The organism is Castellaniella sp. MT123 (genome assembly GCF_039614765.1).
In the GTDB taxonomy this organism is placed as follows: domain Bacteria; phylum Pseudomonadota; class Gammaproteobacteria; order Burkholderiales; family Burkholderiaceae_B; genus Castellaniella.
In genome coordinates this window covers 448905-464180 of the sequence record NZ_CP154879.1, presented here as the reverse complement: position 1 = coordinate 464180, position 15276 = coordinate 448905, and the positions used below count along the sequence as shown (strand labels likewise).

5 protein-coding genes are annotated in these 15276 nt (G+C 57.8%); all 5 read left to right on the top strand.

The window, feature by feature from the left end; translation table 11 throughout:
* Positions 1 to 289: 289 nt before the first annotated feature.
* The 5 genes from ABCV34_RS02055 (at position 290) to ABCV34_RS02035 (ending at position 15259) form a co-directional block, all read left to right on the top strand.
* Positions 290 to 5611, top strand: coding sequence for a DEAD/DEAH box helicase (locus tag ABCV34_RS02055; protein WP_345797607.1), 5322 nt, complete (start codon positions 290 to 292; stop codon positions 5609 to 5611).
* A complete protein-coding gene (locus ABCV34_RS02050) occupies positions 5608 to 8454 on the top strand; it encodes a helicase-related protein (RefSeq protein WP_345797606.1) in 2847 nt (948 codons plus the stop codon). Before ABCV34_RS02055 ends, ABCV34_RS02050 begins: the two co-directional genes overlap by 4 nt.
* A gap of 16 nt (positions 8455 to 8470) precedes the next feature.
* Positions 8471 to 12886 (top strand): DNA methyltransferase, encoded by a 4416-nt coding sequence (locus ABCV34_RS02045; RefSeq protein WP_345797605.1) that lies wholly within the window; start codon positions 8471 to 8473, stop codon positions 12884 to 12886.
* Positions 12887 to 12895: 9 nt separating this feature from the next.
* The gene (locus ABCV34_RS02040) at positions 12896 to 14887 is read left to right on the top strand and encodes a hypothetical protein (RefSeq protein WP_345797604.1); all 1992 of its coding nucleotides are present in this window, start codon (positions 12896 to 12898) and stop codon (positions 14885 to 14887) included.
* A 93-nt stretch (positions 14888 to 14980) separates the two neighbouring features.
* Positions 14981 to 15259, top strand: a complete 279-nt coding sequence (locus tag ABCV34_RS02035) for a DUF262 domain-containing protein (RefSeq protein WP_345797603.1) — start codon at positions 14981 to 14983, stop codon at positions 15257 to 15259.
* Positions 15260 to 15276 lie beyond the last annotated feature (17 nt).

The following is a 15276-nucleotide window of genomic DNA, read 5'->3' as shown; positions in this document are numbered from 1 at the left end:
CTGATTTATCAGATGATTCACGGCCGTTAGCCGTACCACCCTTTTGGTTACAGGATGGTGGGTATGCAGGTATCGGATTTCGCTCGAAAAATGGGGAGGATAAGGAGTGTCTTCGCCCTTCGTATAGCGACAGACTTTTGACCTCAAGCGCTCACCCGGCTGGCCCCGCCCTCACGCCCACGGTGAGTTGTCCCTCTCGATGCGGGTAGAATCGTGGGGAGCGCCACACGTCACAGAATGTGTCCGCCCGAGCAATCTCAGCCGTGAACAGGAAGGACAAAGGAAGAGAATGGACGTTTTTGAATTCCGCACAAAGCTCGTCTCTGACTACGCAGCGTTCACGCGCAGCTTCACTCGCATCCATGCGCCTGACATCCGCCGCTACGTCGACGCAGCGTACGAATCGGGCCACTACTGGCCTGCCCCATTGGTGCAGGTCAACCCGAACTTTCAGACTGGCAACACAATTGAAGACTTGGTTGCTCAAGGCGTACTGCACACCGAATGTGCGCAGATTTTCCGGGCGGGCAAGACTGCGACGAACCCCGGCGTTTCGCTCAAGCTCTTCAAGCACCAGCAAGAGGCCATAACTTTCGCGCAGAACGGTCAAAGCTATGTGCTCACGACCGGAACAGGGTCGGGCAAGTCCCTTGCTTATTTCATCCCGCTGGTGGATGCCATCCTCAAGGCCAAGATGGCAGACCCCGAGAAACGGACCCGGGCCATCGTCATCTATCCCATGAACGCGTTGGCCAATAGCCAACTGGAGGAGCTTGGCAAGTTCCTCTCTGACTATGGCGACCATCCACCTGTTACGTACGGTCGCTATACGGGCCAGGAAAGTGAGGAAGAACGCCTGTACCTGGCGAAGAACCCACCAGACATCCTGCTCACCAACTTCATGATGCTCGAGCTCCTGATGACGCGCCAGGATGACAAAGACAAGGCTGTCATCCGCCACGCCAAGGGGCTGCGCTTTCTAGTACTAGATGAACTGCACACGTATCGCGGCCGCCAGGGGGCCGATGTGGCTCTGCTGGTACGCCGTGTACGTGAGGCGTTGGCAGATGAGCTGCAATGCATCGGCACCTCGGCCACCATGGCCACCGAGGGCAGTGAAAAAGAAAAAAACACCAAGGTGGCTGAAGTGGCTGGTCGGCTCTTTGGCCAGGCCCTCTCGGCAGCTAACGTCATCACCGAGACACTTCAGCGCGTTACTCCCGAAGACCTTCTGATAGAACACATACGGCCAGAACTTACGCAGGCAGTTCAGAAGGAACTGCCGCGCTCAGCCACATTTGCAGAGCTTGCCCGGCACCCTCTGGCCATCTGGGTGGAACTGACACTGGGTCTGACTCGCAATGAGGGCAAATGGCATAGGGCACAGCCTATGACTCTCGAGGCCGCTGCCCGACAGTTAGCCCACGATGGACAGACCGATGAAGAATTGGCACGCCGGACATTGGCTGACTTTCTTCTGCTCGCGTACCACACGACTGACAAACCAGTGGAAGAAGGGGGGCGCAGCCTTTTTGCGTTCAAACTGCACCAATTCATCTCCGGCGGCAGCAAGGTGTATGGGACACTGGAACCTGAAGGCAAACGTTATCTGACCCTCGAAGGTGCGCAGTTCGTACCAGGCGACCGCTCCCGACGCCTGTATACCCTGCACTTTTGTCGCGAATGCGGGCAAGAGTATGCACCAGTCTGGGATGAGAACGGCAGCACCGGGCGTACGTTCAGCCCTCGCGGCATTGACGAGCGCAATCACGATGATGAAGACACCCGAAGTGGTTACTTCATGCCGGATACTACGGGCATCTGGGAGGACACCCTCGACCTGTATCCGGAAACGTGGGTTGAACCACGCGCCAATGGCGACCTGAAGCTCAAGTCCAACTACAAGAAACGCCAACCTCGCCACATTCGCATCAATACGGAAGGCCGGCTCGCTGCCGATGGTACGCCTGGCTGGTTTGTGCCTGGCAACTTCGGATTCTGTCTGCGTTGTGGTGTGACGCACAGCACGGCGGGCAAGGAGTCGCTGAGGCTCATGGGGCTGTCAGGCGAAGGGCGCAGCTCCGCCACCACGATGTTGACGCTCTCAGCGCTACGCTATCTCTATGAAGACGACACGCAACTGAAAGCAGAAGCCAAAAAGGTGTTGGGCTTCACGGACAACCGACAGGATGCGGCACTTCAGGTTGGCCACTTTAACGATTTCCTCCAAGTCGTGTTGCTTCGTGCCGCACTCTTTTCCGCCGTTGACCAGGCAGGTGGCAGCCTTAGCGAGGCCCAGGTATCAGATGCCATCTTCAAGGCCCTGGGCTTTGACCGTGATGACCATGGAGTGCGTGCCGAATACATGCAAGACCCCGACATCAAGGGGAACGCACGACGCCAGGTACAAGACATCATGCGCACCATCCTGGGCTATCGGGCGTACTTTGACCTGCGCCACGGATGGCGCTTCAACAACCCCAACCTGGAACAACTAGGTCTGCTTCGTATTGCGTATCAGGACCTCGACGACCTCGCTACTGACGCGGAATCCTGGCCTGCAGACATCCCCGCAGTGCTGCAAAGCGCATCTCCCGACGTCAGAAAGCGCCTGCTCATCGCCCTTTTCGATGCGATGCGCCAAGGACTATGCCTAGCCACACGCTATCTTGACCGCACCGAGCTCGACCGGCTCAAAACCTCGAGCTACGCCAATCTGCGTGAACCCTGGGGATTTACTGAAGACGAAACGCCCGCCCCATCTAACTGGTTCATCACCAGCGCACGTCCACGAGACGAAGACCGCCGTAATGTTGATTACCTGGTCTCTGGTAGCCCTCGTTCAAATTTGGGCAAAGCGATAAAAAGGGCCAGCACCTGGCGTGAGGCCGATGGCAGCGACAACCCGCACGCCGGAAAAATCAAGGACGAGCAGTGCGAAGCCATCATTCGTGCGTTACTGAACGCCGCCAAGACTTATGGCTTGGTCGTATCGGAAGAGACCGAATTTGGTGTGACAGGCTATCAGTTGAATGGCACCAGCCTGCTCTGGACGCTGGGTGACGGCCAGAGCAGTCGTGGTGCGCATGACAACTCGTTTTTCCGCAGCCTGTACCGTAACATCGCCGGACTGCTCTCGAACCCTGTTCACCGCCTCTTTGATTTCGAAGCCCGAGAACACACAGCTCAGGTGGAACAAGATGACCGACTTGAGCGCGAAGCACGTTTCCGCTTTACCGAAAAAGACCGTGCGGACTGGTTGGTAGCAACTGGCAGGCCGCTAGACTGGCTGCCCGTGCTCTTTTGTTCGCCGACAATGGAACTCGGCGTAGACATCGCGTCATTGAACACGGTGTACATGCGCAATGTCCCGCCAACACCAGCCAACTATGCACAACGTAGCGGCCGAGCGGGCCGAGCGGGCCAACCGGCCCTGGTCATCACATATTGTGCAGCGCAATCACCGCATGACCAATATTTCTTCCGCGACCCCGTGCGCATGGTGCATGGTCAAGTCAATCCGCCCACGCTTGACCTCGCAAACCGTGAACTCATACAGAGCCACCTGCATGCCGTCTGGCTTGCGGAAACAGGCAAGAAGCTCGATAACAGTGTGCGCGGCTTGCTGGACATGAGCGACCCCGAGGCGGCACTCACCGAGGACTATCGGCAGCAGATGGACGCCGACGCACCACAAAAACGTGCTCACGGACGAGGCCTGAGAATACTGACCATGCTGGAAGGCGAATTGACGCCCCAGAAAGCCCCCTGGTACTCCGAGCGCTTTGCAGAGCAGGTCTTTAGTCAAGCCTTCGCCTCCTTTGATAACGCACTAGACCGCTGGCGCGACCTGTTTTCCGCAACCAAGCGCCAGATGGAAATCAACCAGAAGGTGATGAACAACCCAGCCGCCAGCGAACGAGAGCGCCGCGACGCCAAGCAGCGCCACGACGAAGCATTCCGCCAGCAGTCATTGCTGCTGCAAGAATCCGGCTCGGCCAATTCGGATTTTTATACCTATCGCTATCTGGCAAGCCAGGGTTTCTTGCCTGGCTACAATTTCCCACGCCTGCCGCTCATGGCCTACATACCGGCACGCCGCGGCAAGATTGGCAGGGAGAACTTTTTATCACGCCCGCGTTTCCTGGCGCTCTCGGAGTTTGGGCCCTATAGCCTCATCTATCACGAAGGCAGCCAGTATCGCGTCACACGTGCCATGCTCTCGATTGGTGCCAACGACCAAGTCTCCGTCGGTGCAAAACTGACCACCGACGTGGCGCGCATCTGCCCAGCATGCGGCTATGGACATTTCCGCAATCAGCGTGATGCCGACCGCTGTGTCTCCTGCAATGCACCGCTGACCGAGGCTGTGGCCGTCCAAAACCTCTACCGCATCGAAAACGTGTCCACAAAGCGGGCGGAGCGCATCAGCGCCAACGAGGAAGAACGGGTGCGTCAGGGCTACGAAATGCAGACGACCATTCAGTTTGGCGAGCAGGAGGGCAAACTCCATGTCATGCGGGCACTGCTCATGGATGCTGACACCCCGGTCTTGGAGCTGCAGTACGGGCAGTCCGCCACGGTCTGGCGCATGAACCTGGGTTGGCGTCGGCGTAAGGAAAAAAGTCTGCTTGGGTTCAAAATCAATCCGGTCACGGGCCACTGGATGGGCGGCGCCAATGAAGAGGACGAGCCTGATACCGATACGCCCCCAGACAAGACACCGCCCCAGCGCATCGTCCCGTATGTGGAAGACCGGCGCAACGTTCTTATCGTGCGTCCGCTTGAAGCGCTGGATATCAAGACCATGGCGACCCTGCAATACGCGCTCAAGCGCGGCATGGAAGCCGTATACCAGCTCGAAGAAAGTGAACTGATGGCTGAACCCCTGCCCAAAGCAGACCTACGCCGTTCCATCCTCTTTTATGAATCTGCCGAAGGCGGTGCCGGAGTGCTGACCCGCATTGCCACCGAGCCCGAGGCTCTGGCGCTTGTGGCGACAGAGGCCCTCTCCATCATGCATTACCAAAGTCCCAAGGATGGTCGCTGGGACGCAGCACATCTCACCGAAGACCGAGAAGCTGACGGCCAACCCCTATGTGAGGCAGGCTGCTACCGGTGCCTGCTGTCGTACTACAACCAGCCCGACCATCTCCATATCGACCGTAGGGATGCAGACAATGACGGAAAGGCATTGGACATTCTGTGCCAGCTGACGCGCTCCCACAGCTCGGTCGGCACCTTCGGACGTAGCCCCAGCGAACAGCAGGCCGAGCTTGAGCGCGTTGCAGGGAGTTCTCTGGAGCAGGCATGGCTCGAATACGTTCAGCAGCACGGCTATCGCCAACCTGATGAAGGGCAACACACTATCGACCGCTGCAAAACATCAGCAGACTTTTTTTATGCTGACTGGAAAGCCGCTGTTTTCATTGACGGCCCTCATCATGATGCCGCCGCACAATCCGCAAAAGACCAGGCCATCACCAACTGCCTGGAAGCCGCTGGTTACTATGTGGTCCGATTCCCCAAGGACAGCGCCCGCTGGGCCGACATTTTCAAGACACATGCCGACCTATTTGGTCCCGGCCGTGTCGCAGGAACCCATGCATGACTCTGCAAACTTCATTCCAACCAGGAAGTCTCGTCTCTGCGCGCGGCCGCGAATGGATAGTGCTGCCAGAATCTTCCGAGGACACGCTGCATCTGCGACCGCTGGGAGCTGCAGAGGATGATGCCACACTCATCTACCTGCCCATCGAACTCGGCACTGTGGGGCCAGCGAGCTTCCCGACGCCCACGGTGGAACAGGCTGCAAACTTCGCGGCGGGACAACTGTTGCTCGACGCGCTGCAGCTTAAGCTACGCTCCGGTGCGGGTCCGTTTCGCAGTTTTGGCAGTATCGCCGTAGAGCCCAGGGCGTACCAGCTTGTACCCCTGCTCATGGCGCTCAAGCAAGAGGTGGTGCGCCTGCTGATTGCCGATGACGTAGGTATCGGCAAGACCATTGAGGCAGCCCTCATTGTGCGCGAATTGCTGGACCGAGGCGAGATTTCCCGCATAGCGGTTCTGTGCCCACCGCACTTATGTGAGCAATGGCAGCAAGAACTACACGACCGCTTCCACATCCAGGCTGTGGTGGTCCGCAACACGACCGTTGCACGGCTTGAACGTGGACTACCTGCCAATCAGTCCATCTTCGAGGCCTACCCGTTTACGGTGGTGAGCCTGGACTACATCAAGTCCGACCGACGGCGTGATGAGTTCCAGCGGGCCTGCCCAGAATGCGTGATTGTCGACGAGGCACATACCTGCACCCATAGCGGCCAGGGCAAGCAACAGCGCTACGCCCTGCTTCAAGGCCTTGCAGACGATACCGAGCGGCACATGATTTTGCTAACCGCCACCCCACACTCGGGCGACGATGAAGCGTTCTACAACTTGCTAGGGCTTTTGCAACCAGAGTTCAAGGAACTCAAGGACGCACCGGCAGACGGCAGACGTCCTTTGCGCGAGCAGCTGGCGAACCATTTCGTACAACGCCGCCGACCAGATATCGACGAGTGGCACGACAACAGCGTGTTTCCTCAACGTTATTCAACGGAAATCACCTATAAGCTTACTGGCGACTGGGGCAAGCTCTTTGACGACGTGCTGTCCTATGCTCGGGCACTGGTCGAACGAACCGAAGGTCTGGACTTGATGCGCCAGCGTATGTCCTGGTGGGCCGCGCTGGCCTTGTTGCGCTGCATTTCGTCTTCGCCAGCGGCAGCGGTGAATGCTTTACGCACGCGCCTGCAGAGCAGCAGCCTCTCCGAGGGCTCCCCCGGCGAAACCGCCCTCACGCTCGAAGAAGCCGATGAGAATGGTCGCGACCGAGTGCTGGATGGTGTCAACGACGCGCTCTCTACCCAGGATATCGAGCCTGCCGCCAACACGGAAGACAGCGACTGGCTGACGGCATTGACCGAGCGGGCCGCTGCGCTTACCGGCAGTTCAAAGGACCCCAAGCTCAAGCGGCTTATCGAGCATCTGCGAGAGCTTACAGGTGACGGCTTTCAGCCTGTGGTCTTTTGCCGTTACATCGCCACCGCCCATTACGTGGCCGAACAGTTACGCCTGACATTCCGCAACCATCAGGTGATTGCCGTGACAGGGGAAATGGCCCCTTCCGAACGCGAAGCCGCAGTAGAAGCCATGGCCGATGCCGACCAGCGCATTCTGGTAGCAACCGACTGCCTATCGGAAGGCATCAACCTGCAGAACCTGTTTACAGCAGTGGTGCACTACGACCTGTCATGGAATCCAACCAGGCATGAGCAACGCGAAGGCCGTGTAGACCGATTTGGCCAGAAAGCCCGAGAGGTACGCAGCACCATGCTCTTTGGTCAAGACAACCCGGTCGATGGCGCGGTACTTCAGGTCATCCTGCGAAAAGCCGAACGCATCCGCAAGGAGCTTGGAGTTCTGGTACCCATGCCCGACGACGATGGCAAGCTGACCCAGGCGCTGGTCGGTGCCGTGCTACTCCGCAAAGGCACGACCACTCGCACCGCCCCACAGTTGGGGTTGGACTTCGGCGACCCAGAACAGGCCATCGAAACAGCGTGGCAGTCAGCGCGAGACAAGGCCGCCAAAAACCGTACGCTCTTTGCCCAGCGACGCCTAAAGCCCGACGATGTATTGCCGGAATGGAAGAAAACCCTGGCAGTGCTGGGTGGCGAAGATGATGTGGAGCGCTTTGCCAAGCGGGCCACCGAACAGTTGGGTGCACCACTGGAAGCCACCACCAAAGGTGGCTCTCCCCATTGGAAATTACACACTGAAAGCCTACCGGGGGCAGTCCGAGAACGGCTGCATGCCGAAGGCCTGAGCAAATCTATTCGGGTCGATTTTCATCAACCTGCCGCGCAAGGCGCGACCTTCATTCACCGCACCCACCCGCTGATTGCCATCCTTGCGGATTACCTGCTAGAAGCAGCGCTAGACGGCTCATCGGACAGCACGCTTACCCTGGACGCCGTGGCACGTGCGGGCGCCATTTTCACCGATGCGGTACAGCTACGCACAACGATATTGCTACTGCGCTTGCGACACCAGCTCACCGTCAGCCATCGAGGTCAGTCCCGGCTGATGCTATGCGAAGAAACACTGGCCGTGGGTGTCCCCGCCCAGGGAAATGCGCCACTTCTGAATGATGAAGCAGCTCGCAGCCTGATGCATGTCGAACCCACCCGCAACATGCCGCCACCGCTACGCAACCAACACATCACGCGCGCGATTGAGCAACTGGACAGCCTGCAGCCTGCGCTGGAGGCGTTGGCGCACAAGCGGGCACAGCAGCTACTCGAAGACCATCGCCGCTTGCGGGAAGCTGCCCAAGGACGCGGTGAGTACCGTGTGAGTCCCAGCCTGCCCGTGGACATCATGGGCGTTTTTGTCCTGATTCCGGCCTGAGAGGAGTTACCACAAGATGGCTCGCCGCAATCACACCGAACTAGCCTTTCCTGCCCTATCCATCGAAGGGGGCCTGCTTGCGCCCGACTTCCTCAACCGCATAGCTCATCTGGAAGCAGGCGAACAGGCAGAAACCGACTACGACACCCCACGCGGCCTGAAGCTGCGCGACGAGATTGGTCGCTACTGGAAAATTGCGCAGAATCTGTGGCAAGATTTTTCAGCTGGGCAGACACGCACAGATGTGGATACCCATGCACTCACAGTCGACCGTTTTCTAGAGCCTTTGCTTCGGCATGTACTGGGCTTTGGCGACCTCAGGACACTTGGTCAAATCACGCTGGGTGAGCGCATCTTCCCCATCGAGTTGAGTGCAGGTGCAGGACGTGTGCCCATTGTTGTCGCAGGCCACGACCAACCGCTCGATAGGCTTGATGCACGGTTTGGTGACGGCTCACGGCGCCGTTCCCCATTTCTGCTGGCACAGGAATACCTGAACGCCACACCCGATGCTCAATGGGCGATTGTCACCAACGGTCTGAAGCTGCGCATCCTGCGCGACAACCCCAGCCTGACCCGACCAGCGTATATTGAAGCGGACCTGGAAGCCATTTTCAATGAGGGGCTATACCCGGATTTCACAACGCTATGGCTGCTGGCCCATGCCTCTCGATTTGGTGCGGTCGGAGCGGACCCCGCCAATTGCCCCCTGGAGCGTTGGCGCAACACGGCACAGGAAGACGGCATCCGTGCTCGTGACCGACTACGCGAGGGCGTCGCCGAGGCGCTGCGGGCTTTGGGTACCGGATTTCTGATACACCCATCCAACGCGGAATTACGGCAACGGCTTGAAGCAGGCGCTCTGTCGACACAAGGCTACTTCGAACAACTACTACGCCTGGTGTACCGCTTCATTTTTCTGGCCACCATCGAAGACCGGGGTCTGGTGTTCGCTCCAGGCGCGGACGAGTCAACCAGGGAGCGCTATCTCAGCGGGTATAGCCTACAGCGCCTACGACACATGGCCGCCAGGCGGCGCAGCCACGACCAGCATACCGACCTGTGGCAGGGACTGGTTATTACCTTGACGGGCCTGGGCACCGGCCAGCCTGCCCTGGGATTGCCCGCCCTGGGCGGGTTGTTCAACCATGAGCAGTGCCCAACGCTGGATGCCGCCCAGCTGGATAATGCATCACTGCTGTCGGCATTATTCAGCCTATGCTTTTTCAGAGATGGTGCAGCGCTGTCACGGGTCAATTACCGCGACATGGACTCCGAAGAACTCGGCAGCGTCTACGAGAGCCTGCTGGAGCTGGTGCCCTTGGTCACGCTCTCAGGCCATGTGCGACAGTTTGGCTTTGTGGGCGATGAGTCGGCTCAGTCCACTCGCGGTAATGCCCGCAAACTCAGCGGCTCGTACTACACGCCTACCAGCCTTGTACAGGAGCTCATCAAAAGCGCCTTGGAACCCGTCATTGAGCGTACCCTGGCTGAGAACCCTCAACAGCCAGTGCAGGCCTTACTTTCGCTTAGTGTGTGCGACCCTGCCTGCGGCTCAGGCCATTTCCTTTTGGCTGCTGCGCGCCGGATTGCCGAGGAAGTGGCTCGCCTGAATGCCAAAGACAGCCATCCTCTGCCGTCGGACTACCGGTTGGCCTTGCGTGAGGTCATTGCCCGCTGCATCTATGGCGTCGATAGAAACGCATTGGCGGTGGAACTTGCCCGCACAGCGCTCTGGCTGGAAGCCTATACACCAGAGAGGCCGCTGACTTTTCTGGATTCGCACTTACGCTGTGGTGATGCGCTGCTGGGTATCTTAGACCCTGCCCTGTTGGATAGCGGCATCCCGGACAAGGCCTTCAATGCCTTGTCGGGTGACGACAAGGAAGTCGTCAAGCACCTGAAGAAGGCCAACCGCGAAGCCCGCAAGGCCATTGAGCGCGCAGAAACTCCGACCGGACAATTTTCCCTGGCGTTGGCCGAAGAGTCGGACATGGCAGCAGTTGAACAACTGGCTGACGACACGTTGGACGCGGTGGAAGCTAAACGGGCTGCCTGGATGGCAGCCCAAACCAAACTGGAACAGTCCCAGGCACGTCTGGCTGCAGACCTTTTTGTAGCAGCTTTTGCCGTTCCCAAGACACCCGAACAGGAGCACCTAGTCCCGACCAGCCAAGACCTGTGGTTGGTACGGAACGGTGGTACCCCACGGCCGGGCATTGCAGAGCAGGCCCATACCGTGGCAGCAAGCGCTCAGGCTTTCCACTGGTGGCAGGCTTTTCCGCAAATCCGCGCCAGGGGCGGCTTTGACGTGCTGCTAGGCAATCCACCTTGGGAGCGCATCAAGCTGCAAGAGGAAGAGTTCTTTGCCACACGCAGCCCGCTCGTGGCCGAGGCCCCTCACAAAGCTGAACGCGGGCGGCGTATCGCGCTCCTGGCGGACGGCATGCTGTTGCACACGCTCTACCCGGAAACCGAAGCTGCCCAGGGGCTGGTGCCGCCTAATCGCGCAGAACAGGCTCTCTATGCCGAGTTCCTGATGACCAAGCGACAGGCCGAAGCCACCAGTCTGTTTGCTCACGACGCGGGGCGCTACCCACTGACCGGTGTGGGAGATGTCAATACCTATGCCTTGTTTGCAGAAACGTTCTCCCAACTGGTCAGCCCAAATGGGCGGGCGGGCTTTATCGTACCGACTGGCATCGCCACCGACGACAGCACCAAGGCATTCTTTGCTACCCAAACCCAGCAAGGAAAACTGGTCAGCCTTTACGATATAGAGAATCGGGAGGCCGTTTTTCCATCGGTCCACCGCAGTTATAAATTCTGTCTGCTCACCCTGGGGACAGCTCCAGAAGCGCAGTTTGTCTGCTTTGCGACTCAGGTGTCACAACTAGCCGATACCCGTCGCCGTTTCCGGTTGTCGCCAGAAGATTTCGCACTCATCAACCCCAACACGCTGACCTGCCCAATGTTTCGCTCGGAACGCGACGCCGAGTTGACCAAGAAGCTCTACCGCGCCGCCCCGGTGCTTGTCAATGAAGGGCATACTGAGGTCAACCCGTGGGGTATCCGCTTCATGGCAATGATTCATATGTCAAACGACAGCCACCTGTTCTCCGACAATCCAGGACCAGGCAGCTTACCGCTATACGAAGCCAAGATGATTCACCAGTTCGACCATCGCTGGGCCAGCTATGGGGCGGACGGTACCTGTGCAGACGTGGCTGTTGAACAGAAGATGGACCCGGATTTCAGCGTGACGCCACGGTATTGGGTGGATACGTCAGAGGTGGAAGCTCGGCTTGCAGATAAGAGCTGGGGGCGGAATTGGCTGATGGGATGGCGCAATATTGCTCGAAGCACGGATGAACGAACCTTTATCGCTTCACTTATCCCCCAGGTGGCTGTCGGTCATTCAATGCCCTTGTTTTCCGTAGCTGGCACACCTAGCCTGTCTGCTGCTTTTTTGGCCAACATGTCATCTCTAATATTCGATTTCATAGTCAGGCAAAAGCTTGGGGGAACAAACATGACGTTTGGGTACTTCAAGCAGTTCCCAGTATTGGTCCCAGATAGTTACACATTGGCTCATTTGAGCTTCATCGTCCCGAAGGTCCTCGAACTGACTTATACAAGTTTCGATATGAAGCCATGGGCGAAAGACCTTGGCTATGAAGACGAGCCTTTCCCGTGGAATCCCGAACGACGCATGCTACTCCGCGCCGAACTGGATGCCTACTATGCGAGGCTGTACGGCCTGACCCGCAACGAACTGCGATACATCCTCGACCCATCCGACGTGATGGGCGAAGACTACCCGAGCGAAACATTCCGAGTCCTCAAGAATAACGAGATGCGTGAATTCGGGGAATTTCGCACCCAGCGCCTCGTCCTGGAGGCTTGGGACAGGCTGGACACACTTCCATCAACAGACCACACGACCGACGAACCACCAGCGCCCATTCACTATTCAGGGCAGGGCATGATTCAAAGTCGGGAGGAGGCCGAACTTGCCGGGCTTATCCTTGCGCTGGTAGCACAGCATCCCCAAGGCTGCACAATGCCGGAGCTGCAATCCATTCTGGCACACGCAGAGGTAGCAACACGATACCTGAGGCCAGTTGACGCAGCACTGCTGACCAGCCTCTTAAGCCAACAGCACGCTTCGAGTTTGAGGCAGCTGCTAGGCCAAGTTCACCGCATCCTTGAACGTCTTGAGGCAACCCCAGCGTTAGTGCGGGAAATCTACGGCAAGGAATCCTTGTTCAAGCGCGGCAATGGTGAGCCTACTCGGGACGTTACTGAGTTGGCAGAACACGCCGATATGGCACGGCTACTTGTGGCGGCCGAAGCGCAGCGCCTGGCGACAGAACAAGCGCAAGTCGACGCCACTCGTCCATCCATCCCCAAGCCGACGGGGACTATGTAGGAGGCACCAATGACAGACTGGCTGGCAGGCCATTCAGCAATACGCGAACTGCCCAGACTTTGGGTCGAAACCCTCTGGCTGGTCGAGTCCCGTGAGCCTGTGGCGCTGACCCGACCCATTCCATTGCATCCGGGCTTGAATATTGTCTGGGCTAAAGAGCCGGCATCAGATGACTTTACCAGCTTGGCCAATGCAGGCCACGGCGTCGGAAAGACATCATTTTGTCTGCTCATGCGCTATGTGCTGGGCGATGAGGCTTCCGACATCATAACGCTGCGCGATAAGGCAGTAGGCTGCTTCCCCAAGGGGGGCGTGGCAGCAAAAGTGCATATAGACGGAACCACATGGCTGGTTTTTCGTCCCTACGGCGCCCATGGCCGCTCTCTGGCCATTCAAGCTCAGAACGAGGCACTGGAGTCATTTCTACAAGATAGCCACCCCAATGACTTTCCTGGATACCTGGACGCGCTGGAACAGTTTTCGATAGGCCGTCTGCCTGCCCAGTCACTGCCAGGCATGAATCAACCTCTGAAGTGGCGCCATCTCTTGGCCTGGTGCGTGCGGGACCAAAAGACCCGTTTCGATGGGTTCTACCATTGGCGAAATAGCGACGGCCTTGGCTTCGCCAGGTCCCGACGCAACCCTCCCCTCTTCGTTCGCTCGGTCCTCGGGCTTGTGGATACAGAGTTGCACGCACTGCTTCAGGAGCTCGATTCAAAGCAAACCGAACTTGAGCAAGTCAAGGTACGCATTTCCGACCTGGAGCGTGAGCCAACATTCAGGCTTAACCTGGCTGACCATCAGCTACGGGCCCGGCTGGGGGCCGACAAAGACGAACCGCTATTCCAAACCACTACCGGCACGTCCGTCGAGTCTCGGTTCCAGGCATCTCTGGAAGCTGCAGAGCAAGACGAGAAACTGTGGGCAGCGAAGGCCGAAGAATTCGAGAAACAACTGGCTCAGAAGCAGCTCCAGCTTGTCGAACTGGAAAAATCGCACCAACTCGCCGAGAAGGATGTGGACATCGCACAGTCACTCGTGGATGGAAACGAGGAGGCATATGAACAACTGACAACCCAACGCGCTACCCTGGAAGGATTGGGTGGTCAACGATGCAAACCCGGAAATATCGACTTCTTGGCATGTGAACACGTTCAAAAACAAATACGGTCAACCAATATGACTCGGTACCGTGACACGCAAGAATCGCAAGCGAATAAAACTGTGCTTCGACAGCAGCTGTCCATCCGTCAGTCCGCCTTGGGAAGCATAGCAGCCGACGTTACGGAACAAAGTCAGGCTATTGCCGCATTACGGAGTGAATTGCACCAGCTGCTGGTACGTACGGCCACCAGCGAAAGCTCCCGTAGCCTTTTAATGAGTACCTGGGATGAACTCCATTCATTGCACGTTCAACGAGCCGAAGGGCGTGACTCCGAGGATTTGATAGGGGCCCGACAACAGCAGCAAGAGCTTGAATCATCTCTCGGAGTTCTGCAGGCTGACATCACAAACCGACAGTCGCAACAATCGTCTCGCGTGGAAGCTATTAAAGCATTGACATCCTGTATCTCCACCCGGCTTCTGGGCGAATCCGGGTACACCCGGTTCATACCGGACAACGAACATAGTCCATTTGAGGTCGCGCGTGGTGGCGAAGCTATTCAAGTACTGGAAGTGCTGCTAGGCGATATCGTCTGTCTACTTGACTCGGCAACGTCGGAATCTGGCAACCATCCTGGTTTTCTGGTTCACGACTGCCCAAGGGAAGCAGACCTGAGTGAGGGCCTGTACCGGTCGTTCTTCCTGACAGCATCCGAAGCCGCAGCTCAGTTAGGGAAAGGCGATAGCGTCCCCTTCCAGTTCATCGTGACGACGACCTCACCGCCACCGGCAGCGCTTCAGGGAGAGCCTCATGTCGTGCTGGAGCTAGAGCCTGGCCAGGAAGAAAAGCTGCTGTTCAAGCGGGAGCTGCTCCCCCAATTACCGGGTTTCGCATAATACGCACAGGAAAGGTTTCTCCCGGGTACTGAAGGCATACCCAGATAATAGATTGCCATAATCAGACACATCGAAAGCGAGGTTGAGTACGTCATGCAAGAACGGCTGTTCAAAGAAGTCAATTACACTCTGGGCGTGTTGCTGAACCAAATCAAATTGGGAGTCATCGGCCTACCGGACATCCAACGCCCCTTCGTCTGGCCCAACACCAAGGTTCGTGACCTGTTTGATTCGATGTACAAAGGCTACCCGGTTGGCTATTTTTTGTTCTGGCAAACCGGCGCCGACGATAGCGGAACTAAGGGGATTGGCCAGGACTCCAAGCAAAAGGCACGAGAGTGTCCAGAATTTTGTGGGCGAGGCATAACATGAGAGAAAACGATCATGGA